This is a genomic window from Kitasatospora brasiliensis (genome assembly GCF_032654805.1).
GTDB classification, from domain to species: domain Bacteria; phylum Actinomycetota; class Actinomycetes; order Streptomycetales; family Streptomycetaceae; genus Kitasatospora; species Kitasatospora brasiliensis.
Genome location: NZ_JAUOOW010000001.1, coordinates 912,092 through 938,971, shown reverse-complemented (window position 1 = coordinate 938,971; position 26,880 = coordinate 912,092). Strand labels below are relative to the sequence as shown.

20 protein-coding genes and 3 pseudogenes are annotated in these 26,880 nt (G+C 74.2%); 9 read left to right on the top strand and 14 right to left on the bottom strand.

Annotation, left to right across the window (positions count from 1 at the left end):
• Positions 1–6: 6 nt before the first annotated feature.
• Entirely contained in the window at positions 7–1,722 is a 1,716-nt protein-coding gene (locus QWJ13_RS04285) for an urease subunit alpha (protein WP_432277421.1), read from the bottom strand.
• Entirely contained in the window at positions 1,719–2,429 is a 711-nt protein-coding gene (locus QWJ13_RS04280) for an urease subunit gamma (protein WP_316520586.1), read from the bottom strand. Before QWJ13_RS04280 ends, QWJ13_RS04285 begins: the two co-directional genes overlap by 4 nt.
• A 520-nt stretch (positions 2,430–2,949) precedes the next feature.
• Here QWJ13_RS04280 and QWJ13_RS04275 point away from each other — a divergent pair.
• Entirely contained in the window at positions 2,950–3,462 is a 513-nt protein-coding gene (locus tag QWJ13_RS04275; protein ID WP_316520585.1) for an ATP-binding protein, read from the top strand.
• Between the two features lie 231 nt (positions 3,463–3,693).
• Here the strand turns inward: QWJ13_RS04275 and QWJ13_RS34310 are convergent, their stop codons facing one another.
• The gene (locus QWJ13_RS34310) at positions 3,694–3,975 is read right to left on the bottom strand and encodes a pentapeptide repeat-containing protein (protein ID WP_432277450.1); all 282 of its coding nucleotides are present in this window, start codon (positions 3,973–3,975) and stop codon (positions 3,694–3,696) included.
• Positions 3,976–3,978: 3 nt separating this feature from the next.
• Here QWJ13_RS34310 and QWJ13_RS04270 point away from each other — a divergent pair, with 3 nt between their 5' ends.
• Positions 3,979–6,195 carry an ATP-binding SpoIIE family protein phosphatase gene (locus QWJ13_RS04270; RefSeq protein ID WP_316520584.1) on the top strand — a complete coding sequence of 739 codons (2,217 nt, stop codon included), beginning with the start codon at positions 3,979–3,981 and terminating at the stop codon, positions 6,193–6,195.
• 12 nt (positions 6,196–6,207) lie between these two features.
• Here QWJ13_RS04270 and QWJ13_RS04265 read toward each other — a convergent pair whose 3' ends face one another.
• The 4 genes from QWJ13_RS04265 to QWJ13_RS04250 form a co-directional block, all read right to left on the bottom strand.
• Positions 6,208–7,119, bottom strand: a complete 912-nt coding sequence (locus tag QWJ13_RS04265; protein WP_316520583.1) for a (2Fe-2S)-binding protein — start codon at positions 7,117–7,119, stop codon at positions 6,208–6,210.
• A gap of 164 nt (positions 7,120–7,283) precedes the next feature.
• On the bottom strand, positions 7,284–8,126 hold the full coding sequence (locus QWJ13_RS04260) for a hypothetical protein (RefSeq protein WP_432277420.1): 843 nt from the start codon (positions 8,124–8,126) through the stop codon (positions 7,284–7,286).
• Between the two features lie 215 nt (positions 8,127–8,341).
• Positions 8,342–9,190 (bottom strand): hypothetical protein, encoded by an 849-nt coding sequence (locus QWJ13_RS04255; protein WP_316520582.1) that lies wholly within the window; start codon positions 9,188–9,190, stop codon positions 8,342–8,344.
• Positions 9,191–9,289: 99 nt separating this feature from the next.
• Entirely contained in the window at positions 9,290–9,967 is a 678-nt protein-coding gene (locus QWJ13_RS04250; protein WP_316520580.1) for a nucleotidyltransferase family protein, read from the bottom strand.
• Between the two features lie 163 nt (positions 9,968–10,130).
• On the opposite strand from QWJ13_RS04250, the gene QWJ13_RS04245 reads away from it, so the two are divergent.
• Positions 10,131–10,916, top strand: coding sequence for an HNH endonuclease family protein (locus tag QWJ13_RS04245; protein WP_316520578.1), 786 nt, complete (start codon positions 10,131–10,133; stop codon positions 10,914–10,916).
• A 50-nt stretch (positions 10,917–10,966) separates the two neighbouring features.
• Complete coding sequence (locus QWJ13_RS04240) at positions 10,967–12,556, top strand: alpha/beta hydrolase (RefSeq protein WP_316520577.1); 1,590 nt, start codon at positions 10,967–10,969, stop codon at positions 12,554–12,556.
• Between the two features lie 58 nt (positions 12,557–12,614).
• Here the strand turns inward: QWJ13_RS04240 and QWJ13_RS04235 are convergent, their stop codons facing one another.
• On the bottom strand, positions 12,615–14,993 hold the full coding sequence (locus QWJ13_RS04235; protein WP_316520576.1) for a glycosyltransferase family 39 protein: 2,379 nt from the start codon (positions 14,991–14,993) through the stop codon (positions 12,615–12,617).
• Positions 14,994–15,064: 71 nt separating this feature from the next.
• The gene (locus QWJ13_RS04230; protein ID WP_316520574.1) at positions 15,065–16,186 is read right to left on the bottom strand and encodes an alpha/beta hydrolase; all 1,122 of its coding nucleotides are present in this window, start codon (positions 16,184–16,186) and stop codon (positions 15,065–15,067) included.
• 227 nt (positions 16,187–16,413) lie between these two features.
• Between QWJ13_RS04230 and QWJ13_RS04225 the strand changes: the two are divergent.
• The 4 genes and pseudogenes from QWJ13_RS04225 to QWJ13_RS04210 form a co-directional block, all read left to right on the top strand.
• Positions 16,414–17,100: pseudogene (locus QWJ13_RS04225) on the top strand (S1 family peptidase); the annotation flags it as partial.
• A 204-nt stretch (positions 17,101–17,304) separates the two neighbouring features.
• Positions 17,305–18,036, top strand: a pseudogene (locus QWJ13_RS04220) (Ig domain-containing protein); the annotation flags it as partial.
• A gap of 62 nt (positions 18,037–18,098) precedes the next feature.
• Complete coding sequence (locus QWJ13_RS04215) at positions 18,099–18,764, top strand: HAD family hydrolase (RefSeq protein WP_316520573.1); 666 nt, start codon at positions 18,099–18,101, stop codon at positions 18,762–18,764.
• A 46-nt stretch (positions 18,765–18,810) separates the two neighbouring features.
• Positions 18,811–19,728 carry an aminoglycoside phosphotransferase family protein gene (locus QWJ13_RS04210; RefSeq protein WP_316520571.1) on the top strand — a complete coding sequence of 306 codons (918 nt, stop codon included), beginning with the start codon at positions 18,811–18,813 and terminating at the stop codon, positions 19,726–19,728.
• 56 nt (positions 19,729–19,784) lie between these two features.
• Here QWJ13_RS04210 and QWJ13_RS04205 read toward each other — a convergent pair whose 3' ends face one another.
• The 4 genes and pseudogenes from QWJ13_RS04205 to QWJ13_RS04190 all read right to left on the bottom strand — a co-directional run.
• The gene (locus QWJ13_RS04205) at positions 19,785–20,351 is read right to left on the bottom strand and encodes an RICIN domain-containing protein (RefSeq protein ID WP_316520569.1); all 567 of its coding nucleotides are present in this window, start codon (positions 20,349–20,351) and stop codon (positions 19,785–19,787) included.
• A gap of 101 nt (positions 20,352–20,452) precedes the next feature.
• A complete protein-coding gene (locus tag QWJ13_RS04200) occupies positions 20,453–21,472 on the bottom strand; it encodes an AraC-like ligand-binding domain-containing protein (RefSeq protein WP_316520567.1) in 1,020 nt (339 codons plus the stop codon).
• An 89-nt stretch (positions 21,473–21,561) separates the two neighbouring features.
• Entirely contained in the window at positions 21,562–23,421 is a 1,860-nt protein-coding gene (locus QWJ13_RS04195) for a CocE/NonD family hydrolase (RefSeq protein WP_316520566.1), read from the bottom strand.
• Between the two features lie 86 nt (positions 23,422–23,507).
• Positions 23,508–24,458 (bottom strand): annotated as a pseudogene (locus QWJ13_RS04190) (hydrolase); the annotation flags it as partial.
• A 259-nt stretch (positions 24,459–24,717) separates the two neighbouring features.
• Between QWJ13_RS04190 and nicT the strand changes: the two are divergent.
• Entirely contained in the window at positions 24,718–25,827 is a 1,110-nt protein-coding gene (nicT, locus tag QWJ13_RS04185; protein ID WP_316520564.1) for a Nickel transporter NicT, read from the top strand.
• Between the two features lie 70 nt (positions 25,828–25,897).
• Here the strand turns inward: nicT and QWJ13_RS04180 are convergent, their stop codons facing one another.
• Positions 25,898–26,836 carry an SGNH/GDSL hydrolase family protein gene (locus QWJ13_RS04180; RefSeq protein WP_316520562.1) on the bottom strand — a complete coding sequence of 313 codons (939 nt, stop codon included), beginning with the start codon at positions 26,834–26,836 and terminating at the stop codon, positions 25,898–25,900.
• Positions 26,837–26,880: the final 44 nt, after the last annotated feature.

Sequence of the window (26,880 nt, the reverse complement as noted above, 5' to 3'; positions counted from 1 at the left end):
GTGGAATCAGAGGAAGTAGAGGCGGCTGAGCGAGACGCTGTCGGCCGGTTCGGAGCGCAGCGGCGAGCCGTCCAGGGAGACCAGCCCGGTCTCGGTGACCTCGACGCGGCCGACGCGGGCGTTGCGCACCATGTCGCGCGGCCCGATGCCGCGGGTGTTCCGTACGCCGACCCGGCGGCGGCGGGTGGGCAGCCCGTCGGCGGGGCGGTCGAGGTAGGCGCTGTCGGCGGCGGCCTGGGCGACGAAGGCCACCGAGATGTCGGCGGCGGTCGCGCCGTGGGCGCCGAACTGCGGTCCCAGGACGAGGGGTTCGCAGCGGTCGGTGGAGGCGTTGGGGTCGCCGACCACGCCGTACGCGGGGAACCCGGACTTGAGGACCAGTTGCGGCTTGGCGCCGAAGTGGTCCGGGCGCCACAGCACGATGTCGGCGAGCTTGCCGACCTCGATGGAGCCGACCTCGTGGGCGAGGCCGTGGGCGATGGCCGGGTTGATGGTGAGCTTGGCGATGTAGCGCAGCACCCGCTCGTTGTCGTCGCCGCTCTCCACGGTGCCGAACCCGCCGTCCAGCGGCCCGAGTTCGACCTTCATCTTGCCGGCCATGGCGAAGGTGCGGCGCACCGTCTCGCCGGCCCGGCCCATGCCCTGGGCGTCGGAGGAGGTGATGCCGATGACCCCGAGGTCGTGCAGCACGTCCTCGGCGCCCATCGTGCCGGCCCGGATGCGGTCGCGGGCCATGGCGGCGTCGCCGGGCAGGTCGGTCTTGAGGTCGTGCGCGGAGACGATCATGTCGAAGTGTTCGCCGAGCGCGTCGCGGCCGAACGGCAGCGTCGGGTTGGTGGAGGAGCCGATGACGTTCGGCACGCCCGCCATCTTCAGGACATTGGGGACGTGCCCGCCGCCGCAGCCCTCGATGTGGAAGGCGTGGATGGTGCGGCCCTCCAGCACCTTGAGGGTGTCCTCGACCGACAGGCACTCGTTCAGGCCGTCGGTGTGCAGGGCGACCTGGACGTCGTACTCCTCGGCGACCCGCAGCGCGGTGTCCAGCGCGCGGGTGTGCGCGCCCATGTCCTCGTGCACCTTGAAGCCGGATGCGCCGCCCTCGGCCAGGGCCTCGATCAGCGGGGCCTCGTCGGAGGACGAACCGCGGCCCAGGAAGCCGATGTTGACGGGCCAGGCGTCGAACGCGTTGAAGGCGTGGCGCAGCGCCCAGGGCGAGTTCACGCCGACGCCCCAGACCGGGCCGAACTCCTGGCCGATGATCGTGGTGACGCCGGAGGCCAGTGAGGCTTCCATGATCCGCGGCGAGAGCAGGTGGACGTGGGTGTCGATGGCGCCGGCGGTGGCGATCAGGCCCTCGCCGGAGACGATCGTGGTGCCGGTGCCGACGACCACGTCGACGCCGTCCAGGGTGTCCGGGTTGCCGGCCCGCCCGATCGAGGCGATCCGGCCGCCGATCAGGCCGATCGAGGTCTTGCGGACGCCCTGGACCGCGTCGATCACCAGCACGTTGCTGATCACCACGTCGCAGGTGTCCCGGACGGCGGCGGGCTTGAGGTGCAGGCCGTCGCGGGCGGTCTTGCCGAAGCCGGCCAGGAACTCGTCGCCGGGCGCCTGGGAGTCGGACTCCACGCGGACGATCAGCCCGCTGTCGCCGAGCCGGATGCGGTCTCCGGCGCGCGGGCCGTGCACGGAGATGTAGTCGTGCGGGGTGATCGAAGTCACGAGGGCACCTCCGAGTCGTCGAAGCTGGTCAGGTAGCCGGTCGCGCGGGCCTTCGCGAGGGCGGCTTCCTTCGCGCCGGGCGCGTCCAGGGGGCCGTCCACGAGCCCCGCGAAGCCGATCGCGACCCGCTTGCCGCCGATCGGCACCAGGCCGACCTCGACGGTGGTGCCCGGGTCGAAGCGCACCGAGGAGCCGGCCGGGACGGCCAGGTGGGTGCCGTAGGCGGCGGCCCGGTCGAAGGCCAGGCGCGGGTTGGCCTCGAAGAAGTGGAAGTGCGAGGTGACCGAGATCGGCACCCCGGAGGTGTTGTGGACGGGGATCAGGAGCGTCTCCTCGACCGGGTCGTAGCCGGCGCCGTCGCCGAGCAGCGCGCCGCCGGGGGCCTCGTCGCCGAGCGAGCCGGCGCCCTTGAACGGGTCGTTGACGACGGCGAGGCGGGTGCCGTCGTCGAAGACGGCCTCGACCTGGACGACGGTGACCACGTCCGGCACGCCGGGCAGCACGTCGTCGGCGCTCAGCACGGAGCGGCCGGCCTCGATGGCCTCGGCCAGGCGCCGGCCGTCGCGGGCGGCCTCGCAGACGGTGTCCGCGATCAGGGCGGTGGCCTCGGGGATGTTGAGGCGCACGCCCCGGGCGCGGCGGGCGCGGGCCAGCTCGGCTGCTGTGAAGATCAGCAGCCGGTCCCGCTCGGTGGGGGTCAGTCGCACGGTTCCTCGCTCGCGGTCGCCGGGGAGGGGGTCGGCTCGGGGGCCTGGTGGGCTACCCGGGTCGATGTTAGAACGACGTTCAAACATCTCGGGTCATTGAACCCGCAGCGGGCCGCCCTGTCCAGCGTTGCCGCTCCGCGGGGGTTCGGCTTGTCGGGCGGGGGATGGGGGTGAGGGGCGAGGGGGCGGGGGTGGGACGGGAACGGCGAGGGGCCCGGCGCGCGGGCGGCGCGGGCCAGGGGGCGCACGGTCGGGCGCGTGGTCCGTACGGGCGCCGGGTGTGCGCGGGATCGGGTGGCGGCGCCCTCGCACACGGCCTCTACGCTTCGCAAACCTGTCCGGCGCGGGCAGTTGGATCACGCGGACCACCCCGTGCCCCTTTCACCCCACGTGATCGGACGCACACTGTTGCAAACGCCGTCAACTGGGCATGAGGATGAGTGGTCAGAACCAGGGGGCCACCCGGCCGGCGGGGGATCCGGAGGCGGGGGCCCGGATTTCAGGGCGGGGGCATGGGTTGATGGACGGTCAGTCACGATTCCCGCGGCAGCGGACGAGTTCCGGCGACGCCTACCGGTCCGGGCCGGTCCAGGGGCCGGTCAGTACGGGCACCGCCCTGCCGGGCGCGCCGGCTCCGGGGTGTGCCCTGCACCGGCGCCTGCACCTCACGCTCGACCCGGCGGACCTGGTCGCGGTGGGCGCGGTCCGCCGGCGGCTGCGTTCGGCGCTGAGCCACTGGGGGGTGCCGGAGCTGTCCGACACCGCCGAGCTGCTCTCCTCCGAGCTGGTCACCAACGCGCTGGTGCACACCGGCAAGGGCGCGGTCTTCGACGCGGTGCTCGGCTCGGACCACCGGCTGCGCATCGAGGTGCACGACGGCACCAGCAGACTGCCCGGCCGCCGGCGCGATCCGGAGGCCGAGTACGCGACCTCGGGGCGCGGCCTGCTGTTGGTGGAGGCGCTCGCGGACTCCTGGGGCGTGCAGCTGCGCGGCGACGGCAAGGTCACCTGGTTCGAGCTCGCGATGCCCTGACGGGCCTCCCGGCCGTGCCTCGACGAGTGCCGCTCGGACGGTCGTACGATGGTTCGTCGTCGATTGATTCGCTGTCGAAGCAAGCCCTGAACAGAAGGCGGAACGGAAGATTTCCGGCCCGTTGGCATTGCCGCTCGGCCGAACATTGGCCAGGATGGTGGGAATGTGTGTCCACGTGCGGGAAGCAGCGGGGAGACCGAACCTCGACTGGCGACCGTCCGGCGCACCGTCCTATCCAGCACGACCCATCACACCGCCACGCGGCCCGTCCGGACGGTCGGCGCGGTCCGCCATGGCAGCGGCAGGAGCAGCATGCCCACTGATCCCGAGTCGCCGGGGCCGGCACTTCAGCCCGGCGCGGCAAGCGCCGTCGAGCCGCGAACCGTCGAGCCGCGAACCGGGGAACCGCGAACCGTCGAGCCGAGAGCCGTCGAGCCGCGAACCGGAGAGCCGAGAGCCGTCGAGCCGAGATCCATAGAGCCGGGCGCCCTGGAGCCGCGCACCCCCGGGCAGCCCGTGGCCGGCCCCACCACCACCGGGACGGGCCGGGCCCGGCCGCCCGCCCAGTCGTCCCGCCGCGGCGCCCCCACGCGACCGTCCCCCAGCCTCGCCGCCGCCCGGCTGGCGCCGGTGCTGTCCGGCGGACTGCCGCCCTCCTCCGCGGACACCATGCCGGACTGGCTGGAGCCCGCGATGGCCGCCAACGGCATCGGCTCCTTCGACTGGGACATCCGCCGCGACGTCCTGGAGGGCGACCACCGGGCCTGCGCGATCGTCGGACTGGACGCCCTGGAGCGGGGCCGCTTCGACCGCACCGCCGCCTCCTTCCTGTCCCTGCTGCACCCCGAGGACGCGCCCGTGGTGCGCCGCCGGGTCGAGCGCGCGGTCACCGAGCTGGGCCAGTGCGGCGCCTACTACCGCACCGTCGGGGCGAACGGCATGCGCGCGGTGCGCTTCCGCGGCCGGGTGCTCGCCGACGCCTTCGGCCGGGCCTCCCGGATGGTCGGCTTCGTCTGGGACGCCACCGTCGAACTGCACAAGCGCGACCACGCCGACCGGATGGCCCAGCTGCGCGAGGAGCGCTCCCGGTTCATCAAGGAGGCGGCGCGCGCCCTCTCCGAAGCCGTCACCGTGCGTGACGTGGCCCGGGTGTTCACCGAGCTGCCGCTGCCCGGACTGCCGCCGGACGGCCTGGTGCTGGCCTCCTTCGAGGCCGGACGGGCGCAGATCCTCGGTGCCTCCGGCTACCGCTCCGACACCCTGGCGGTCTGGGACCGCACCGTGCTGCCGCCGGGCCACCCGGCCGCCGAGGCGCTGCGGCTGCGCGCTCCGGTCTTCGTCTCCACCCGCGAGGAGTTCCGCGACGGCTACCCCGAGGTGTGGGAGCCGGCCAGCCGCAGCGGCCGGGGCTCCTGGGCGTACCTGCCGCTGGTGGCCAGCGGCCGGGCGATCGGCATCTGCGGGGTCAGCTTCGACGACGAGCGCGAGCTGGACGCGGACGAGCGCACCCTGCTGACCACCCTGGGCGGGCTGGTCGCCCAGTCGCTGGCCCGGGCCCGGCTGCACGACGCCGAGCACGAGCTGGCGGCCGGCCTCCAGCGGGTGATGCTGCCGCGCACCGTCCCGTCCATCCAGGGCGTGACCACCGCCGTGCGCTACCTCGCGGCCGGATCCGGCCTCCAGATCGGCGGCGACTGGTACGACGTGGTGCCGCTGCCCGGCGGGCACGTCGGCCTGGTGATCGGCGACGTCCAGGGCCACGACGTGCACGCCGCCGGCATCATGGGTCAGCTGCGGATCGCGCTGCGCGCCTACGCGGCCGAGGGCCACCCGCCCGCCGCCGTGATGGCCCGCGCCTCCCGCTTCCTCGCCGACCTGGACACCGACCACTTCGCGACCTGCGCCTACGCCGAGGTCAACGTGGACTACGGCGTGGTCTACGCCGTCCGGGCCGGCCACCTCGACCCGGTGGTGCGCCGTGCGGACGGCACCGCCGCCGTGGTGCCGGTGGCCGGCGGGCTGCCGCTGGGCATCGACCCGGACCAGGAGTACCGGGTCACCCGGTTCAGCCTGGACCCAGGAGAAACGGTGCTGCTCTGCACCGACGGCCTGGTCGAGGCGCGCGGCATGGACCTGGACGAGGGCGTCTCCCGGCTCACCCGGGCGTTCGCCCGTCCGCTGCCGGACGCCGAGCTCTGCGCCCGCGACCCGCTGGAGGAGCTGGCCGACCGGATCGCCTCCCAGGCCGCCGAGTCCAGCGAGCGCGAGGACGACATAGCGCTGCTGCTCCTGCGCTGGGACGGGCCGGCCGGCGGCCTGACGGCCCAGCAGCTGCGCCGCCGGATCGGGCAGGCCGACCTGGCGCGGATCGCCGAGGTGCGGGCCGAGCTGCGCGACGCGCTGCGCCGCTGGGGCGTGGCGGAGTTCATCGACACCGCCGAACTGCTCTCCTCCGAGCTGGTCACCAACGCCATCCGGCACACCGACCGGGACGCCATGTTCACCGCCCGGCTCTACCGGGAGTCGGACGCGGACGGCGGCCGGGCCCGGCTGCGGGTCGAGGTGGAGGACGAGTCGGACCTCTGGCCGACCCGCCGCACGCCGGGGGAGCAGGCTTCCTCCGGGCGCGGGCTGATGCTGGTCGAGGCGCTCGCGGACTCCTGGGGCGTGGAGCCGCGCGGCTCGGGCAAGCGGATGTGGTTCGAGCTCAGCGGGACGGCGGCCGCGGCCTGAGGTGCCGGGGCGTCAGCGCCGGGCGAGGCGCGGGCAGCCGTCGCACATGTCCGCCGGCCGCGCGGTGTAGACGAGGCAGCAGCTCGCCCGGGAGCGGTGCGGGGCGGGAGCGCCGCCGCCCGAGGGGGCCGGCGGCGCGAAGCCGGCGCCCGGCGTGAACGGGGCCGGGTCCGGCGCGGGGCCGCCCGCCGCGCCGGGTGCGGGCGCCAGCAGCGCGGAGAGTTCGGCGCGCGCCCGCTCCTGCTCCCCGAGCAGCCCGCCCGCGTACCAGAGCCCCTCCACCACCGCGTCGGTGGCCATCGCCCACAGCACCCGGGGGCCGCGCCGGGCCTCCGGGCCGAAGGCGGTCAGCACCGGGGCCAGGAAGGCGCCCAGCGCCGACCGCAGGACGGCGCCCAGGGCCGGCTCGTCCGGTGCCGTCCGGGCCTGCTCGGAGCCGGCCGCCGGATCGTCCGGCAGACAGGCGAACTCCGCCGGGCGGACGGTGAGTTCGATCGCCTCCGCGTGCCGGCGCAGTGAGACGTCCCCGAGGCCGAGCAGCGGGACGCGGCGCTCCAGGAACCACGGCAGCGTGAACAGCAGCGAGACCGGCCAGACGAAGCGGTGCAGCCCGAACCCGGCCGCGACGTCCGGGCGCAGCGGCTGCCCGTAGCGGGCGAGGCCCTGCCGGGCGTCGTGGGCGATCAGTTCGCGCACCGCCTCGGGGCGGGTGGCGAGGTCGGCGGCGGACAGCCGCCCGTCGCCGCCGCGGGGCGGTGCGCAGCGCACCGTCAGGACGGGGGTGAGGCCGGACAGCCGGTGGTAGGAGGGCGCGCCCGGGGCCGTGGAAGCGGGCGCGGAGCCAGGCGCGGGGACGGGGGTGCGCGCCCCGGTGGTGCGCGGGGCGCGCGGCGCGGGGCCGGGCCGGGTGCTGCTCGCGGTCATGGGCGGCCCCATCGGGTCGACCGGGGCGTCCATGGGAGGCCCGCCGGCGCCCGGCGGAGGTGCCTCCAGCGCCGGTCGCGGCCGGGCCGGGGCATGGCGGTGCCCGGGAAACGGCAAGGCGACCCGGCCGGGGCACTGCTCGCCCCGGCCAGGTTAGCCTCACCTTAGCTGATCGTTTCCCCGCTCTCGCTCGTGATGCGCCCGTCCGGGGAGGCCCCCGGCGCGCGGGCAGCGCCCAACTGGCGCGCGAGCCAGACCGGCACCCCGCCCAAGGCGGCCACCAGCCGGCTCGCCTCGGCCCGCAGCCGCGCCGCCTCGGCCGGCTCGGACACCTCGGCGAGCGCCGCGAGCGCCGGCGCCACCCCCACCGTGAAGCCGAGTTGCTCGCGCAGCCGCAGGGACGCGTCGAAGCCCTCCCAGGCGTTGCCGCGGTCCCCCCGGGAGAGCGCCAGCGCGGCCAGGTGGCGCCAGGTGTACGAGCGCAGCAGTTCGTCCCCCCGCTCGCCCGCGCCGTCGTGCGCCCGGCGGTAGGCGATCCAGGCGGCGCTGCGGTCGCGCAGCAGGTTCTCGGCGACCAGCCCGCGCCGGAAGTCCAGCAGCGGGCGGCCCGGGGCGTCCGGCGGCAGCAGGGCCGAGGTGCGGCCGAGTGCGGCCTGGGCCTCGTCCAGCCGGTCCCGCGGGCCGAGCACGCTCGCCACGTACGCCAGGAAGCCGCGGGCGCACGCGGCGGCCGCGCGCTGTTCGGTGCCGGCGGCCAGTGCCTCCGCCAGCCGTAGCGCCTGTTCCGCCTGGATCCAGTGCGCGGCGGTGAACAGGCTCTGCTCGATGAGGAGTTCGGCCCGTCCGAGGGCGGCGTCCGGGTCGTGTTCGGCGGCCGGTCGCAGCAGGTCGGCGGCCTCCTGCCAGCACCCCCGGGACCTCAGCCGCCACACGGTGTCCCCCGGCTCCTCCGCTGCCGCCCGCCCCCGCCCGTCCGGGCCACTCGGGTCCCATCCGTGCTCCGACAACGCCACCTCCTTGTGTGCGCCATCCGGCAAGGGCACGGACCCACCCCTGGGGCCCTGCCGCCACGACCCGTGCACATCGCGACGGCAGGGCGAAAGGCCCGCGCTGTGGCGGCAATTCAACACGGGGGTGAGCTTGTGCACCAGATCACGAGCGAAGGTTGTTGCTTTCGGCGGAGAAATGATCTAGAGGGGCGCCCGGCGGCCCGGCCGGCCGGTCAGGACGTCCAGCCGGTCTCCATCAGGGCCTCGGCGGCGCCGTTCGCGGGCTGCGGCACACCCGCCAGGTCCAGGCTGAACAAGGCGACCAGCAGCTGTTCGCCGCGCACCGTGGCCTGGTGCGAATAACCCGCGAGGGTGAACATCGCGGCGGCCATCTCCTCGGCGTGCAGGGTCTGGAGCCAGAGGCACTCGACCGCCTTCACGTCGGCGGGCTCCGTCCAGGTGTCCACCTGGGCGACCATCCGGCTGCCCAGCAGGGTGACGCCGTCGCGCTCCTGGGCCTCGGTCAGCTCCAGGTCGTCGAAGCCGAGCCACTCCAGGTAGCGGGCGGCGGTGAACACCGCGTCCTGCGAGGTGCGCACCGGGTGCGGGCGGAACGGCGCGCGGTGGCGGAACGGGCGGGAGCGGCCGGCCGAGGGCGGTGCGGCCGGGGCCGGGGCCGGCGCGCCCGCCGGGTGGGCCGGGTACGGGCGGGCGGGCTGCGGGCCGGGGGCGGCGAGCGGGGCGGCGGTGCCGGTGCCCAGCCGGGTGGTGCGGTCCACCGGCAGCCGGACGGTGGCGCCGCAGTTGCAGGTGAACTCGGGCTGCGGCCACTGGTCGGAGCGGCCGCAGTGCGGGCAGCGCATGCTCAGCCAGGAGTCCTCCCAGGAGCGGAAGCGCACCTGCACCGGCACCCCGCCGCGCAGCAGCGGCACCTTGAGCGAGGCGCCGCACGGGCAGGGCAGGGAGGGCGGTTCGTAGAGGTGCTCGCGGCGGCAGGCGGGGCAGCGGATCGCCCGGGCGCCACCGCCAGGCCCCGACCGTGTGGGGTCGTGTCCGGTGAAGTCGTCGGGCAGTCCTGCCATCGCGGGCTCCGTCCGTCGGGGTCGGGTGGTTCGGGCGTTTTCCATGCTCCCCGAAATATCCGGCGACGGGTGCGGAATGGGGCAATCCTCAGGGTCGGATCAGGGCCCGGGCGGGGGCGGAATCCTTCTCCAGGGGGAGGCCCCGGCAGGTCGGCCGGCGGACCAGCGGGCCAGGTCGGCGGGGGTGTCGAGGTCGTCCGGGGTGGCGACGTCGGCGCACTCGACCAGGACCAGCCGCGCCGCGTGCGCCGCCAGCAGGGCGCGGGCGCCGGTGTCGCCGAGGGCGCCCGCCGCCGCCTCGGCGAAGTGCCGGGCGCCGATCAGCACCGGGTGCCCGCGCCGCCCGTGGTAGGCCGCCGCGGCCAGTTCGGCGCCCGCCCGGTGGGCGGCCAGCAGCCGGGCCACCGCGGCCGGGGTGACGCCCGGGGTGTCCACCAGCATCACCAGCACCGCCGGGGTCTGCGGAGGCAGTGCGGCCAGGCCGGCCCGCAGCGAGGAGCCCATGCCCTGCGCCCAGTCCGGATTGCCGACCAGTCGGCAGCCCGGCAGGTGCGCGGTGGAGCGGACCCGCGCGCTCTCCGCGCCCAGCACCACCGTGACGTCCGGACAGCCGCCGGCCCGGACCACCGCCACCGCGTGCTCCACCAGCGGCCGGCCCTCGTACCGGATCAGCGCCTTGGGCCGCCCGCCCAGGCGCCGCCCGCCCCCGGCGGCGAGGACCAGGGCGGCGACCGGGGCGGCGGGTGTCGGCGCGGCGGGTGTCGGCGCAGTCTGCATGCGATCAGCCTGCCCGCTCGCGGCCGGGGCACGCACGGCGGGGTTCGGGCGGGTGTGAGCTTCGACATGCTGCGGGGTCGCACGTGGCGTCGGCTTGACCTGCTCTTGGGGTGGCTGATCTGCTGGTTCGCCGTCACCCCGCCCCTGACTCCGGGAGTTATCCGTGCCCGCCCGCCGCTCCACGCTCTCCGCTGCCACCGTGTTCCTGATATGCGCGCTCGCGCTGGTCGGCTGGCTGATCGGCGGCCGTGACCACAAGTCGAGCACCCCCAAGGCCGACGGCGGTAGCGCCGCACCCGCCGGGCCCGGCGGGGCGCAGGGCACCAGCCCGCTCCAGAACCCGGACGGCACCAAGCCCGGCCTGGCGCCGCTGACCACCCCCGAGGACCAGAAGGCCGGCCGCGACATCATCGCCAAGGTCACCACCGCCGCCGTCGGCCCCAAGGACGGCTACGACCGCAACGAGTTCGGCCCCGCCTGGACGGACAACGTCGAGGGCGTCCCGTTCGGCGGCAACAAGTGCGACACCCGCAACGACCTGCTGGCCCGCGACGGCACGGCCGTCGAGCACAAGGACGGCTCGGACTGCACGGTCACCGCGATGACCATCTGGGACCCGTACACCGGCAAGACCGTCCAGTGGACCAAGGCGCAGGCCACCAAGATCCAGATCGACCACGTGATGCCGCTCTCCTACGACTGGCAGATGGGCGCCGCCAAGTGGGAGAAGCTCAAGCGCGTCCAGATCGCCAACGACCCGCTCAACCTGATCCCCGCCGACGGCTCGCAGAACGCCTCCAAGGGCGACTCCGGCCCGGCCAACTGGCTGCCCGCCAACACCGAGATCCGCTGCTCCTACGCGGTGCGCTTCGCCCAGGTCTCGCTGAAGTACCAGCTTCCCGTCACCGAGGCGGACAAGAAGGCCATGCTCCAGCAGTGCGGCGGCTGACGAAACGTCAATTCCTTGGGGCGGCCGGGTGGGCCGGGTGGTATTCGTGGGTGGTGGCCCCGATGATCTCCCGGCTCTCCCGGTCGCCCCGGTCGTTCCGGCGCGCGCTGCCCGCCTTCGTGCCCGCCCTCGTGCTCGCCCTGCTGGGCGGCTGCACCGGCGGTTCCACTGGCGGCGGTGACCGCCCGACGCCGGACGAGCGGGTCTTTGCCGCCGCCGCCCCGGCCCTGCGCGCCTTCCACGACCAGCGGATCGACTGGCGGCGCTGCCCCGGCGACGGCGACACCGGCCCGGACGCCGTCACCGTCCAGTGCGCCACCCTCAAGGTCCCGCTGGACTACGCCGACCCCGGCGGGCGCACCATCGACGTCGCCCTCGCCCGGGTGCCCGCCGCGGGCCCCGGGCGGCGGCTCGGCGCCCTGCTGCTCAACCCCGGCGGGCCCGGCAACTCCGGTACGGCAATGGTTCGTTGGGGCTGGAAGGAATTCCAGGGGGCGCTGCGCGAACGGTACGACCTGGTCGGCTTCGACCCGCGCGGCGCCGGCGACACCACCCCCGTCCACTGCCTGGACGACCGCACCCGCGACCAGTGGAACGCCACCGACGACCCCGGCTACGACCACGGCACCGTCCTCGCCGACGCCTGCCGGGCCCGGCACGCCGACCTGCTCCCGCACCTCGGCACCCGCGACACCGCCCGCGACCTCGATGTGCTGCGCGGCGCCCTCGGCGAACGCAAGCTGGACTTCCTCGGCTTCTCCTACGGCACCCACCTCGGCGCCCGCTACGCCGAGGAGTTCCCCGACCGCACCGGCCGGCTCGTCCTGGACGGAGCCGTCGACCACGGCGCCGACCCGGGCCGGCTCGGCATCGAACAGGCCGCCGCCGCCGAGGCCGGCCTGCGGGACTTCGCCACCGCCTGCGCCGCCGAGGACGGCGACGCCTGCCCGCTCGGCACCGACCCGGCCGCCGCCCCGCAGCGCCTCGCCCGCTTCCTCGACGGCCTGCGCGACCACCCGCCGCGCGCCGCCGACGGCCGTACGCTCACCGCCTCCCTCGGCTGGGACGCCGCCCTGAACGTGCTCTCCGACGGCCGCCGCTCCTGGCCCCGGCTACGCGCGGCCCTCGGACCGGCCGTCACCCGCGGCGAGGCCGAAGGCCTGCTCGCCCTCGCCGACAGCGCCGACGGCCGCGCCGAGGACGGCCGCTACCGGACCGTCGCCGACGCCTTCGCCGCCATCTCCTGCGCGGACGGCCCACCGCCGCCCGCCGAGCCGCAACTGCGCGCGGACCTCGCCGAACTCGCCGCCCGCGCCCCGCTGACCAGCGCACACGCCCCGCTCGGCACCCTGCTCGACCCGGACTGCCGCCCCTGGCCGTTGCGATCGCCCGAAACGGCCCGGCCGATCCGGGCGCCGGGCAGCGCGCCGATCCTGGTGATCGGCTCCACCGGCGACCCGGTCACCCCGTACGCCTGGGCGCAGCGGCTGGCCGCCGGGCTGGAGCACGGGGTGCTGCTCACCCGGGAGGGCGACGGGCACACCGCGTACGACAAGAGCGGCTGCGTCCGGGAGGCGGTGGCCGCGTTCCTGCTGGACGGCCGGCTGCCGGCGGCCGGGACGTCCTGTCCGTCCGACTAGAAGAAGGGGACGTGCCGCGCGCGGTCGCACGCGGCACGCCCCCTTCGGGGCCCGACGGTCAGGAGGTGGGGGCCGTCAGGTCGTAGAAGGTGGTCGAGCCGATGGTCTTCGCGGTGAAGTGGGCCGTCACCCAGGACTCGATCCGGGCGGACTCGCTCTGCTGCCCGCCCTCGTCGCCGCCCGCGCCGCCGCCGAAGCCTCGGTGGGAGCCGCCCGCGCCGATGAACCAGTGGACCTTGCCCTCCTGGACGTACTCCTGGAAGCCGGCCAGGGTCAGCGAGGGGTCGGTGCCGTTGAAGCCGCCGAGGGCCATCACCGGCTTGCCGGTGGCGAGTTGGTAGCCGGCGGCGGTCTGCGAGCCGATCGTGGCGGCCGCCCAGGTGTAGTGGTCGGCGTTCTCCTTGAGCATGTCGGCGACCTCGCCGGTCACCTTGGGGCCGTCGAGCAGGCCGCCCATGCCGCCGGGCGGCGGGCCGCCCGCCGTGCCACCGGTGCCGTTGTCGGTGCCGGTGCCGGTGCCGCCGCTGTCGGTACCGGTACCGGTGCCGCGCTCATGACGGCCGGTGCCATCGCCGTTGCCCGGGAACGCCTGCCCGCCCTGGAAACCCTGGAAGCCCTGGACGGCCTGGCCGCCCGGGAAGCCCTGCGGACCGCCCTGACCGCCCTGGCCGAACCAGCGTCCGGTGCCGCCGCCCCCCGGGAAGCCCTTGGCGCCGTTGCCGCCCTTGCGCCCCGGGCTGCCCGGCCCGAACCCGCCGCCCTGCACGCTCGGCCCGGCCGTCACGATCGAGCCGGTGTGCGGACGGTTCACGGTGTCCACCGCGTAAGCCGCCGGCCCGCCGAGCGCCGCCGCCAGGCCCACCAGGCCCGCCACCGAGGCGAGCCGCGCGCCCGCACGAGCGGAGGACTGCCCGCAGGCCCGGCCGAGAAGCGGCCCGGCGCCCAGCGCGGCCGCCGCCGCCAGCCCGCCGACCAGCACCGCCCAGCGCAGCCACGGCAGGAAGTCCGAGCTGCGGCCGAGCAGGACGAACGCCCAGACGGCCGTCACCGCGAGCGTTCCGGCCAGCACCAGCGCCCAGGGCAGCCGGTGCCGGGCCCGCCACAGCCCGTCCACGCCCATGCCGACCAGTGCCGCGACCGCCGGGGCCAGCGCCACCGTGTAGTACTGGTGGAAGATCCCGGACATGAAGCTGAAGATCAGCGCGGTCGAGAGCAGCCAGCCGCCCCAGACCAGGAAGGCCGCGCGGGCGGTGTCGGTGCGGGCGTAGCGGCGGGTCGCCCAGAGGCCGACCACCAGCAGGATCAGCGCGGCCGGCAGCAGCCAGGCGATCTGCCCGCCGATGTCGCTGCCGAACATCCGGGTGAGCCCGGTCTGGCCCCAGCCGCGGCCGCCGCCGTGCGCCGCGCCGCCCGGCAGGTCGAGCCCGGCCGGCATCCGGCCGCCGCCGCCCACGCTGCCGCGCTCGTTGCCGTCCATCCGGCCGAGGCCGTTGTAGCCGAAGGTGAGCGAGAGGAAGCTGTTGTCCTGCGAGCCGCCGATGTACGGGCGGGCCGAGGCCGGCATCAGCTCGACGATCGCCACCCACCAGCCGCCCGAGACCAGCAGGGCCGCGCCCGCGAGCAGGGTCTGCCGTACCCGCCGCCAGAACCCGGTGGGTGCCGCGACCAGGTAGACCACCGCGAAGGCGGGCAGGATCAGGAACGCCGCCAGGGTCTTGGTGAGGAACGCCAGGCCGAACATCACACCGGTGAACACCAGCCACCGGGTGCCCGCCGCCTCGATCGCCCGCACCAGCCCGTACGCCGCCAGCGTCAGCAGCAGCACCAGCAGCGCGTCCGGGTTGTTGAAGCGGAACATCAGCGCCGCGACCGGGGTGAGCGCCAGCGCGGCGCCCGCGAGCAGGGCGCCGAGCGGGGAGAAGCGGCGGCGCACCGTCGCGTACAGCACGCCGACGGTGGCCGCGCCCATCAGCGCCTGCGGGGCCAGCACCGACCAGGAGGAGAGCCCGAAGATCCGCGCCGAGAGCGCCATCGGCCACAGCGCGGCCGGGGGCTTGTCGACGGTGATGAAGTTCGCGGCGTCCGAGGAGCCGAAGAAGAAGGCCTTCCAGCTCTGGGAGCCGGCCTGGACGGAGGCCGAGTAGAAGGAGTTGGCCCAGCCGGAGGCGCTCAGGCCCCACAGGTAGAGCGCGGCGGTCGCGGCCAGCAGCGCCAGCAGGGCCGGGCGCACCCAGCGCGGGTCGTCCGCGCGCCCGCGCCAGGCGCGGGCCGGGAGGGTGCGCAGCCGATCGGACCAGGAGGCCGCGCCCTCGGGGTACGGCAGCGGCTGCTCGGGGAAGAGCGGCGCCGGGCCGGGTCGCGGCACCTCCGGCGGCGGGTAGTGCGCGGCCTCGGGCCACGGTTCGCCGGCCGGAGGTGTGGAGCTGCTCGTGGTCATGCGCCATACGGTCGGTGGCGCCTCTGAGAGAACCGTGAGACGGGGCTGTGAGGCAGGTGTGATCTGCCGTGTCACGCGGACGGCGGCATGGCCAGGTGCTTGCCCAGCCACTCCAGGGCCGGGGGGATCTCCCGGGTCCAGGTGTGGAAGTTGTGGCCGGCGGTGTCCAGGGTGATGGTCGACATCGTGGTGGGGGCCTTGAAGGCGGCGACCATGGCCTTGGTCTCGTCGTAGTTGTTCTCGTCGTACGCGGTGGTCAGCAGCAGCGAGACCGGGGCGGGCGGCTGGTTCTTCAGCCGCCACAGCAGGTCGTTCTCCTGCTTCAGCTGGGCGCTGCCGCCGAACAGGTCGCCGGTGGTCGGGTCGTGGGCGGCGCTGTAGTAGCCGGAGAGGGCGACCGCGGCGCGGTAGGAGTCGGGCTTGCGCAGCGCGAACTTGAGCGCGCAGTAGCCGCCGGTGGAGTTGCCGATCACGGCCCGGTTGGCCGGGTCGGTGCCGATCCGGTAGGTGGTGGCGAGGGCCTTGGGCAGGTCGCTGGTGAAGAAGGTCTCGACCTGGGGGCCGTTCGGCACGTCCACGCACTCGGTGTCCCGGTCGCCGACCAGGGTGGGGCGGGTCATCACCAGGATGGTCGGCGGCAGCTTCTTCTGCTCGATCGCCTCCAGGGTGGACGCCGGGTACTGCATCAGCGAGATCAGCTTCTCCGGGGTGCCCGGGTAGCCGGTGAGCACCAGGGCCATCGGGAAGTGCTGCTTGGCGTAGTCCGGCTGGAAGTACTGCGGCGGCAGGTAGACGTACGCCTCGGTGCTCAGGCCGCTGCCGGCTCCTTTGACGTCGACCTGCTGGATCATTCCGGAGCGCTCCGGGTCCGAGCCCTGGGCGGAGTAGAACTTCTGCTCGCCGGTGACGGACACCCCGGAGGCGTTGGGCTGGTGGTCGACGACGGTGCCCAGCCCGCCGCTGGTGCCGAGCAGGTCGGTCCAGGAGCTGTAGAAGCCGAAGTAGCTGTTGGCGATCAGGCCCATCGCGGCCAGCACCGAGAGCTGGGTGGCCAGGAAGGCGCCGATCCGGCCCAGCCAGGACTTCCAGCCCTTCCCGCCGAACCGCGGCCAGAGCCACATGGTGGCGGCGAAGACGGCGATCGCGAGGAGCGAGGCGATGATCTGGAGCGGAAGTCCGGTGAGGCTGAGCACGGGCCCGATCGTAGTTGACCTCCTGGGCGTCTCCTGGACGGCCCCTGGGAGTACCGGACGGCTACCCCCGGTGAGCGGCTGGCCGGTGCGGACGCCGCGCCCGTCGAGGCCGAGTCGAAGGGCGCGGCCGCCGCCCCGCGGCGGTGGCGCGTACCGATGGATTCACGTCACAACGGCACATCCGCGCGGGCCAGTTCGGTCCGAAGCATTGATTCCTTGTAGTGCGCATGGCACTTTCGTGCGGCGCGGGCCTCGGCGACCAGTCGTACACCCCGCGATCCCCCACAAGGAGAGCCATGTTCAAGAGGATTGTCGCGGTGGCCGGTACGAGTGCCGTCGTCGCGGGCGGGCTGGCCTTCGCCGCCGCGCCCGCGCACGCCGTCCAGGCGGCCGACCTGACCTCCACCATCGCCCTGAGCAACTGCTCGGCCTCGCTGGTCCGTTACCCCACCTCGGCGGACGGCGACCGGGCGCTGATGCTCACCAACGGGCACTGCCTGCCGACCATGCCCTCGGCCGGCCAGGTCATCCAGAACGCCACCGCCAGCCGCAGCGGCACCCTGCTCGACGGCGCGGGCAACAGCCTGGGCACCGTCCAGGCCGACAAGGTGCTCTACGCGACGATGACCGGCACCGATGTCGCGCTCTACCAACTCACCGACACCTACGGGTCGATCACCTCCAAGTACGGCGCCACCGCGCTGACCATCAGCGACGCCCACCCCACGGACGGCGCGTCGATGTACATACCCTCCTCGTACTGGAAGCAGGTCTGGAACTGCTCCGTCAACGGCTTCGTGCCGACCCTGCGCGAGGACGCGTGGACCTGGCACGACTCGCTGCGCTACAGCTCCGGCTGCAACACCACCCACGGCACCTCCGGCTCGCCGATCATCGACTCCGCCAGCGGGAAGATCGTCGGCATCAACAACACCGGCAACGACAACGGCGCCATGTGCACCCTCAACAACCCGTGCGAGGTGGCCGCCGACGGCACCACCAAGGCCTACCAGGGCCAGAGTTACGGCCAGGAGACCTACTGGTTCACCACCTGCCTGAACCCCTCGACCCGGGCCATCGACCTCAACGTGTCCGGCTGCCTGCTCACCAAGCCCGCCGGCAGCGCCGTCTCGGTGAGCAACCCGGGCAACCAGGCCACCGCCGTCGGCGGCGCGGTGAACCTCCAGATCAACGCCTCCGGCGGCACCGCCCCGCTGTCCTACGCCGCGACCGGCCTGCCCGCCGGGCTGTCGATCAACTCCTCGACCGGCGTCATCGCCGGCACCGTCTCCACCGCGGGCAGCTTCAACGTGACCGTCACCGTGACGGACGCCGCGGGCAAGTCCGCCTCCACCGCCTTCACTTGGGCCGTCTCCACCGGCGGTGGAGGCAGCTGCACCCCGGCCCAGCTGCTGGGCAACGCGGGCTTCGAGACCGGCACCGCCACCCCGTGGACGGCCTCCACCAGCGTGGTCGACAGCAGCGCCTCGCAGCCGGCCCACGGCGGCTCCTGGAAGGCGTGGCTGAACGGCTACGGCTCCACCCACTCGGACACGCTGTCCCAGACGGTGAGCATCCCCGCCGGCTGCAAGGCCACCCTGAGCTTCTGGCTGCACGTCGACACCGCGGAGACCAGCACCACCACCGCGTACGACAAGCTGACCGTGTCGGCGAACGGCACCACGCTGAAGACCTACTCCAACCTGGACGCCGCCGCCGGCTACCAGCAGCGCACCTTCGACCTGTCCGCCTACGCGGGCCAGAGCGTCACCCTGAAGTTCGCCGGGACCGAGGACGCCTCGCTCCAGACCAGCTTCGTGATCGACGACACCGCCGTCCAGACCGGCTGAACCGGTGAGCCGGTAGCCGCGCGGCCCGCCTCCCGGGCCGCGCGGCTCTCTATGCTGGCCCGATGATCAAGCCTATCGAGCTGGTGATATTCGACTGTGACGGTGTCCTGGTGGACAGCGAGGTGATCGCCGTCCGGGTGCTGGTGCGGCTGGGGGAGGAGTACGGCTGGCCGCTGACCGAGGCCGAGGCGATCGAGCTGTTCATCGGGCGCTCGGAGCCGGCCTGCGACGCGCTGGTCGCCGAGCGGCTCGGGGCGGAGGTGGCGGCCGTCTGGGGCGAGCGCTTCCGGGAACTGCACACCGAGGCGGTGGACGCCGGGCTGACCCCGGTGCCCGGCCTGCCGCAGGCGCTGGCCGCGATCACCCTGCCCACCTGCGTGGCCTCCAGCGGCACCCACGAGAAGATGCGCCACACCCTGGGCCGCACCGGCCTCCACGACCACTTCGCCGGGCGGATCTTCAGCGCCACCGAGGTCGGCCGCGGCAAGCCCGCGCCCGACCTCTTCCTGCACGCCGCCCGGACCATGGGCGTCGACCCGGCCGCCTGCGTGGTGGTCGAGGACAGCCGCCCCGGCGTCGAGGCCGCCCGCGCCGCCGGAATGCGCGCCCTCGGCTACGCGGGCGGCGTCACGGCGGCGGAGCGGCTGGCCGGGCCGGGCACCGTGGTCTTCCACGACATGCGCGAGCTGCCCGCCCTGATCGCGGCCGGCGCGGTTCACCAGGGGTAGGAATCCGGTTGCCGGGCCCGGTTCGCGGCTGGCAGGGTTGGGCGCCATGACCACCTTCGGCAGGATGCATCCCGACGAACTGCCCATCGACGAGGCGCTGGTGCGGCGGATGGTCGCCGCGGAGTTCCCGCGCTGGGCCGGCCTGCCGGTCGAGCCGGTGGTGCCGGTCGGGGCCAGCCACGCGATGTACCGGCTGGGCGCGGAGCTGGTGGTCCGTATCCCGCGCACCCCGCGGATGGTCGAGGAGATCGGCCGGGAGGCCCGCTGGCTGCCCCGCCTCGCCCCGCACCTGCCGGCCCCGATCCCGGCGCCGGTGGCCGTCGGCGGGCCGGTCGACGACTGCCCGTGGTCCTGGGCGGTGCTGCGCTGGCTCCACGGGGCCACCCCGGTCGTCGGCGAGCTCGCCCGACCGGATTTGCTGGCCCAGGACTTGGCCGCCTTCGTGACCGCCCTGTGCGGGCTGGACCCGACCGGCGCCCCGGCCTCCTACCGCAGCGAGACCCTGACGGACCGGGACGCGCACATCCGGAAGGCGATCGGCGCGGTGGCGGACGTCGTCGACGCCGACGCCGCCACCGCCGCCTGGGAGGAGGCCCTCAAGGCCCCCGAGCACCCCGGCCCCCCGGTCTGGATCCACGCCGACCTCCAGCCCGGCAACCTCCTGGTCTCCCCGCAGGGCCGCCTCGCCGCCGTCATCGACTTCGGCTGCGCGGGCCTCGGCGACCCGGCCGTCGACCTGCTCCCCGCCTGGTACGTCCTGCCCGCCGCCGCCCGTGAGGCCTTCCGCGCGGCCGTGGCCGCCGACGACGCGACCTGGGCCCGCGCCCGCGGCTGGGCCCTGTCCGTCGCCCTGATGGAGGTCTCCTACTACCGCGACAGCAACCCGCGGATGACCGCCATCGCCCGCCACGTGATCGCCGAGGTCCTGGCCGATCAGCCCTCCCCGCCCGGCAGCCACGCGTAGGGACCGGCCGGCCCGGGGAGTGCCCCGGGCCGGCCGGGTGGGAGGCCGTCGGCGGCTCAGTACCAGAGCGCGCCGGACTGGCCCTTGTACTCCCACTGCTGGGCGTTGGCCCCGTCCGCGTGGGAGGAGTTCGCGATCTCCAGGACCTTGCCGCTGTGGTTCAGCAGCGCGTACCGGCCCGATTGGACCTCCACCAGCTGCCACTTCGCGCCGTTCTGGCCGTTGCACGACCACTGCTGGGCTTCGGCGCCGTTCTTGGTGGAGGAGCTCTGGATCTCCAGGCACTTGTTGCTGTGGACGTTCACGAGGTTGTAGTAGCCGCCGCCCGCGGCCTGCCACTGCCACTTCGAGCCGGCCTGGCCCTTGCACGTCCACTGCTGGGCCAGGGCGCCGTTCGCGGTGGAGGAGCTGGTGATCTCCAGGCACTTGCCGCTGTCGTTCCTGATCTCGAACGTGCCCGAGAGGCCGGCGTGCGAGTCGGCGAGGATCCGGTTCCCGCCGAGCCCGGCGTGGGAGTCGGCGACGGCCTGGCCGCCGCCGAGGGCGGTGAGCCCGAGCGCCAGGGCGGCGATGCCGACGGCGGCGGCGGAGCGCTTGGTCCTGCGGAGTCCGTTGCTGGACATGGCTGGTCCCCCTTCGAGGGTGCTGGTGTGGTCGCGTCCACCGCTTGAATCCCCCGCGCTGGACGCACCATCAGCTTGCCTGTCCCGCAGGGTGGTTGTCGTTAGCGTGCGGTCCACTCCCGTTTGCCGCACAGTCCACTGCCCGCGGACGCCCCGTGCCGGAAGTCGCGCGGCGGCAGGCCGTACGCGCCGCGGAAGGCGCGGCTGAAGTCCGCGGCGCGGGGGAAGCCGCAGCGGGCCGCGATGACGTGGACGGGGGTCTGGGCCAGGGCCGGGTCGGCGAGGTCGCGGCGGGCCCGTTCGAGGCGCTGGCGGCGGATCCAGCTGCCGACGGTCTCCTCCTCGCCCTCGAAGAGGCGGTGCAGGTACGAGACCGAGATGTGGTGGGCGGCGGCGACGGCGCCCGGGTTGAGGTCCGGCTCGTGCAGGTGGGCGCGGATGAAGGCCCGGATCCGCCGGGTCAGGGCCCGGCGGCGGCTCTCCGGCGGTACGGCGTCCTCGACGTCGAGGTGGTGGGCGAGCAGCGCGGTGAGCAGGTCGAGGGCGGCGGTGCCCAGTCGGGGCGCGTCGCCGGACCGGTAGGCGCCGGTGTCGGCGGCGATGCCGCCGAGCAGGTGGACGAGCAGGGCGCCCACGCCCGCGTCCCCGGGCATCCGTCGGGCCGTCAGTTGGTCGATCCGGTCGGGCGGCAGCGGCAGCGCCTGCCGGGGGACGGTCAGCCAGGCGCCGCGGATCCGCTGGCGCGGGTCGTCGGTGCTCACCTGGAGGAGGTTGGGCCGGGAGCTGTCCTGGAGCACCAGGTCGTGCGGGCGGTATCCGCCGAGGCCGTCGGAGCGCACCGCGGTGGTGGCGTCGTCGAAGGGCAGCGAGAGCAGGTACAGCTCGGGGTCGCTGGAGGAGCGGATCAGCGGTGACGGGCGGTGGGCGGTGAGCGGCGGGTTCTCCATCGTCCAGAGCGACAGGTCGCCGAGCGGCAGGACGCGTAACTCCGCCCGGAAGTCGGCGGTGTGCTCGGTGCGGGCGTCGAACGGCGCGATCAGCCGGGTGATGTGGTCCCGCCAGTAGTCGAAGCGGTCGGGCGGTTCCACGTCCTCGGTCCGGAACACCGACTCTGCCAGCATGTTCGCCCTCCCCCGAAGCGTTTTGCCCTGACAGGCGCATTCTCACACTGCTGACGGGGGCACCCCGGGCCGCGGTGCGCCCGCCGTGCTCAGGTGTTCGTCCGGGGCACCCGGTGCTGCCACTCCCGGGCGAACACCACCGACCCCGCCTCCAGTGCCCGCAGCTGGATGACGCTGATGAAGTGCCCGGCGTCGCAGCGCAGTTGGGTGCGGGTCTGGACGGTGACGTCCCAGCCGATGTCGGGCCGCTCCAGCCGTACGGTGTGGTCGGTGCGGGCCTGGGCGCTGAGCGGGGCGCCGGTGAGCACCCGGTAGGCGGTGACGGTGTGCTCGTCGCGGACCAGGCCGTCGGGGTGGGTGCGGGTGCCGTCGGTGGCGGGGGAGAGTTCGGTGCGCCACTCGTGGCGGCCGATGTCGTGGATGGTGATGTGCTCGGGCCGGGCGGTGAGCGGCTCGGTGAGGTGGACGTCGAGCGGCTCGGGCAGTTCCGGGTGTTCGAAGGTGACGGGCCTCGCCCCGATGTCGGCGGCGAGGTGGCGCACCGGCAGGCTCAGGGTGGAGCGGGACGGGTCGACGCCGTACCCGGTGTCCTCGGCCGGGGGCCACACCCAGGGCCAGTACACCGAGGAGAGGGCGAGCCGCAGCCGGTGCCCGGCCGGGAACGTCCAGCCGCAGGCGGCCAGCTCCACCTCGGCGTCCGGCCCGTCGGCGACCAGCACGCCCCGGGTGACCAGCTCCGAGGTGCCGTCGGGGCCGACCGAGCAGAGCCGCACCGACACCTGGGCGGGCGGGTCGTCCTCGCGCGGGCGCAGCCGCAGTCGTACGGTCGGCGTGCCGAGCAGCTCGACCGGTTCGGGCAGCGGCTGGGAGTCGAAGCAGACCGAGCGGCCGTCCTCCTCGCGCTGGTCGGGCGGCTGGTCGGCGGGGCGGCCGTGCGGGACGTACGCGCCGGCGTTGAGGCCGGTGTGCTGCGGGGAGCGGACGCGGGCGTAGCGGTCGTCGGAGGCGGTGCCGGCGCTGCGCAGCGGCCCGTCCAGGCCGTAGTGGATCTCCCGGACGTCGGGGGAGGGCCAGGCCTCGTCGCCGGTCCAGCGGGTGCTCAGCCAGCTGCGCAGGGCGGGCTCCTTGAGGGCGCCGGTGTCGGCGCCGCGCAGCCAGTGGTCCCACCAGCGCAGGGTGTCGGGCAGCGCGGCCTCGGGCAGGCCGTGCGGCCAGGGGCCGATCAGGGCGCGCGCGGTGGGGGATTCGGCGAGCAGGCGCAGCACGAAGGAGCAGGACGGGTCGCCCCAGCCGGTCACCGCGAGGACGGGGACGGATACCGGGACGGTGGACTCTCCGGCGGCGAGCCAGTCCTCGACGGGAGGGGTCAGCGCTTCGAGCCGGGCCAGCCAGCCGGGCCGCCAGGCGTCGCCGACGTGCCGTGGGTCCGGCGGCAGGGCGGCGTCGGCGACCAGGGCGGTGAGCCGGTTGTGCAGGTCGGCGGCGAGCACCGCCCCGCCGAGCCGGTGGCCGCCCTCGGGGCAGGCGACGGCCACGGCGCCGACGGTCTCGGGGGTGCGGGCGGCGAGCCGCAGCGCGGTGGTGCCTGCGGCGCCGATGCCGAGCAGGCCGAGGCGGCCGTTGCACCAGGGGCGGCGGGCGAGCCAGTCGATCACGGCGGTGCCGTCGGCCAGTTCCTGGGCGCCGCCGGGTTCGCCGGGGAGGCCGTCGGAGTTGCCGTGCCCGCGGGTGTCGACCCGGACGGTGGCGTAGCCGTGGCCCGCGTACCAGGGGTGGCGGCGGGCGTCGTCGGCGGCGGTGCGGTCGGTGAGGCGGCCGCCGGAGTACTCCAGCAGGGCGGGGCCGGGCTCGTCGCCGACCGGCCGCCACAGCCGGGCGGCCAGCCGGGTGCCGTCGGGCAGCGGGATGCGCAGGTCCTCGCGGGTGGTGCGGTAGGCGTAGGACGGCATGGCCGCTCCCATCGGTCCCGGGCGTCGGTATTCCGACAGTAGGGGAGGGAGCGGCCGTGCGCCTGATGAGGGGAGGCCGGGGATCAGGCCTTGCTGAGCCAGGCGGTGGCGTTCAGGGCGAGCGCGGCGTCGGTGCCCGCCGGGTCGTCCCAGCCGTTGTACAGGGTGTTGCCGGACTGGCCGGTGCCGTCGTCGATCGGGGAGCTGTCGCCCCAGATCGCGACCCGGCCGGAGCCGAAGGTGCTGGTGACGAAGAAGGCGCCGGTGTTGCCGCTGTAGCCGGTCCGGTAGACCAGGCCCTTGACATCGGGGTTGTCGGCGGGCTTCAGGGTGAAGGTGGTGCCGTTGCGCAGGATCGAGCCGGTGACGGCGCCGAAGGGGCCGTGCAGCACCGGGTCGGTCGCGTCGTTGACGGCGCGCGGGTTGTCGGTGGTGATGTTCAGCAGGTCGACCGAGAAGCCGAAGGGGTCGTTGTTGTTCACCCCGTTGTTGGTCAGCAGGTCGTTGATGATCTTCGGGGAGTCCCAGCCGTCGTTGTTGCGGTCGCTGTTGATGTGGTCGGAGACCAGGAACAGGCCGCCGCCGTTCTTCACGAAGTTCATCAGCGCGGTCTTCTCGCTCGCCGAGAACCGGATGTTGGGCTCCGGGATCACGAAGGTGTCGAAGTTGGCGAGGTCGAGCGCGGCGCCGGTGCCGTAGCTGATGGTGGAGCCGACCGGGAGGGTCTTCAGGCTGTACTGGCCGGTCTTCTGGAGGGCGACGCCCCAGGCGGAGAGGGCGCCGGTCCAGCTCTTCTCGGTGGTCGGGTTGGCGTTCTGGCCCAGCGGGTCGGGCTGGCTGGTGCTGATGATCCAGTCGGCGTTGCCCGCGGTCTCGGCCTTGCTGTTGTCGAACAGCACCCGGTGCGGGGTGGCGCTGACCGCGGCGGTCTTCGCGCCGGTGGGGGCGGCGGCGGTGGCGGTGGCCGGGGTGGTGAGACCGGCCGCGAGCAGCGCCGCACCGGCCAGGGCCGCAGCGGTTCGAATACGGATCGTCATGTGCCGTTCCTTCGTGGGGAGTTGGAGATCGGCGCCCGAGTTTTCGCGCGTAGAACGGCAGTATCCGCGCGTAGAGCTCACGGGGAAAGGCCTGGAGGGTTACGAAGCGTTGTACGGGTCGTGACGATCTTCACAGTGGGTCGTGAAGCGGCGGAGTCGAATTCGTAATTGCGCATGACTTGCAACTGCGCGCATCGAGAAGGAAAGATGGCCCAGCTTCGACCGCATGGACGAACCGCCCGACCGAGAGGACACCGCGATGACTGCCCCCCGCTGGCGCGACCGGCTCACCCGGGAGGAGTGGATCCGCCTGGCCGGGATGGGTGGCTTCATCCTCGCGCTGCACGTCATCGGCTGGTTCACGCTGCTCGCGCTGGTCGAGCCCGAGCACTACACCGTCGGCGGCCAGGTGTTCGGCGCGGGCATGGGCCTGACCGCCTACACCCTCGGCATGCGGCACGCCTTCGACGCCGACCACATCGCGGCCATCGACAACACCACCCGCAAGTTGATGGGCCAGGGCAAGCGGCCGCTGTCGGTCGGCTTCTGGTTCTCGCTCGGGCACTCCTCGATCGTCTTCGGCCTCTGCGCGCTGCTGGCCTTCGGCATCCGCTCGCTGGCCGGCCAGGTGGAGTCGGACGACTCGACGCTGCACGAGATGACCGGCCTGATCGGCGTCACCGTCTCCGGCACCTTCCTGCTGCTGCTCGGCCTGATCAACCTGGGCGCCTTCAACGGCATCCTCAAGGTCTTCCGCCGGATGCGCCAGGGCGACTACGACGAGGCGGAGCTGGAGCGCCAGCTGGAGCGGCGCGGCCTGATGAACCGCATCCTCGGGCGGGTCACCCGGGCCGTGACCAAGCCCTGGCACATGTACCCGGTGGGCCTGCTGTTCGGCCTGGGCTTCGACACCGCCACCGAGGTGTCCCTGCTGGTGCTGGCCGGCGGCGCGGCGGCCTTCTCGCTGCCCTGGTACGCGCTGCTCACCCTGCCGATCCTGTTCGCGGCCGGGATGAGCCTGCTGGACACCATCGACGGCTCGTTCATGAACTTCGCGTACGAGTGGGCCTTCTCCAAGCCGGTCCGCAAGATCTACTACAACCTGACCGTCACCGGGCTGTCGGTGCTGGTCGCGCTGGTCATCGGCTCGGTCGAGCTGATCGGCCTGCTCGGCGAGAAGCTGGACATCACCAGCGGGCCGGTGGCCTGGATCGGCGAGCTGGACCTCAACTTCGTCGGCTACGCGATCGTCGGGCTGTTCGTGCTCACCTGGGCGGCGGCGATCGCCTACTGGAAGTTCGGCAACGTCGAGGAGAAGTGGTCGGCCGGGCTGGCGGCCGGGTCCGCCGCGGCCGCCGAGTCCGAGTAGGACGCGCGCCAGGGCCGAGGGGCCGGTGACCGGGATCCGGTCGCCGGCCCCTCGGGGCTTTCCGGGCGTGCTACTTCAGCGCGGCGAGCACCGCCTGCGCCATCGCCTGCTCGCCGGTCGCGTTCGGATGGAACGGCACGGCGGGCGAGCCGGGCAGGGCGCCCTCGATCCAGCGGTCGTCCGAGCAGACGTCGTGTCCGAGCGTCGGCGTCGCGGTGTCCACGTAGGTCGCGCCGTTCGCGGCCGCGGCGGACTTCATCGCGGCGTTCAGCTTGTCGAGCACGCTGTGCATGTACTCGACGTCGCCGGGTGTCACCGGCTGGCGCAGTACGCACGTCGAGCCGTCGGCGGGCAGCACGGACGGGTAGCCGACCAGCAGGACCCGGGCCCCGGGCGCCTTGGCGTGGATGCGCCGGAGGGTGTCGGCGAGCTGCGGGGCGATGGTGGTGCGGATCCGCTCGGCCAGGTCGTCGTTGCCGTACCTCCAGGACAGCGTGCTCCAGTCCCAGTAGCCGTGGTGGTAGACGTCCTTGCAGGGCGTGCCGAGCGGGTTGACGACGGCGCCGGCGATGCAGGTGGCGACCAGTTCGCCGAGGCCGAGGTCGCTGGCCGCGAGGTCGTTGCCGCCGATCCCGAGGGTGACCAGGTCGGTGTCGGGGCTCACCGCGTCCAGCTGCGGGTCGTTGACCTTGATGATCGCGTCGTACTGGGGCTGCGTCATCGCCTTGATCTTGGCCGCGGAGCAGGTGACGTCGGTGTACGTGCCGGCCTTGAGGGCGCCGGCGACCAGGTGGCCGTAGTTGCGGTCGGAGCGCAGGCACAGGCCGGCCGACTGGCCGGGCACTCCGGCGCCGGCGGCGTAGGAGTCGCCGAGCGCCACGTAGTGCCTCGGTGCCGGGACGGCGGCCTGGGCGGCGGTGGAGCTGAGCGCCAGCGCGGCGCCCAGGGCGACGGCGGTGAGCGCGGTGGAATTCCGGAGGTGCCGGAATTTCCGGGCAGGGCGGAGCACGGTTCCTCCTGGGGGAGAGAAACGAAGGGTGGGGGTCGTGCCGA

Excerpts from the sequence above, each read along its gene's own strand:
- QWJ13_RS04275 (WP_316520585.1), top strand. The coding sequence starts at position 2,950 with ATGGACGGTCAGTCACGATTCCCGCGGCAGCGGACGAGTTCCGGCGAC.
- QWJ13_RS04265 (WP_316520583.1), bottom strand. The coding sequence starts at position 7,119 with ATGACCGCGAGCAGCACCCGGCCCGGCCCCGCGCCGCGCGCCCCGCGC.
- QWJ13_RS04255 (WP_316520582.1), bottom strand. The coding sequence starts at position 9,190 with ATGGCAGGACTGCCCGACGACTTCACCGGACACGACCCCACACGGTCG.
- QWJ13_RS04250 (WP_316520580.1), bottom strand. The coding sequence starts at position 9,967 with ATGCAGACTGCGCCGACACCCGCCGCGCCGACACCCGCCGCCCCGGTC.
- QWJ13_RS04235 (WP_316520576.1), bottom strand. The coding sequence starts at position 14,993 with ATGACCACGAGCAGCTCCACACCTCCGGCCGGCGAACCGTGGCCCGAG.
- QWJ13_RS04215 (WP_316520573.1), top strand. The coding sequence starts at position 18,099 with ATGATCAAGCCTATCGAGCTGGTGATATTCGACTGTGACGGTGTCCTG.
- QWJ13_RS04210 (WP_316520571.1), top strand. The coding sequence starts at position 18,811 with ATGACCACCTTCGGCAGGATGCATCCCGACGAACTGCCCATCGACGAG.
- QWJ13_RS04205 (WP_316520569.1), bottom strand. The coding sequence starts at position 20,351 with ATGTCCAGCAACGGACTCCGCAGGACCAAGCGCTCCGCCGCCGCCGTC.
- QWJ13_RS04200 (WP_316520567.1), bottom strand. The coding sequence starts at position 21,472 with ATGCTGGCAGAGTCGGTGTTCCGGACCGAGGACGTGGAACCGCCCGAC.
- QWJ13_RS04195 (WP_316520566.1), bottom strand. The coding sequence starts at position 23,421 with ATGCCGTCCTACGCCTACCGCACCACCCGCGAGGACCTGCGCATCCCG.
- nicT (WP_316520564.1), top strand. The coding sequence starts at position 24,718 with ATGACTGCCCCCCGCTGGCGCGACCGGCTCACCCGGGAGGAGTGGATC.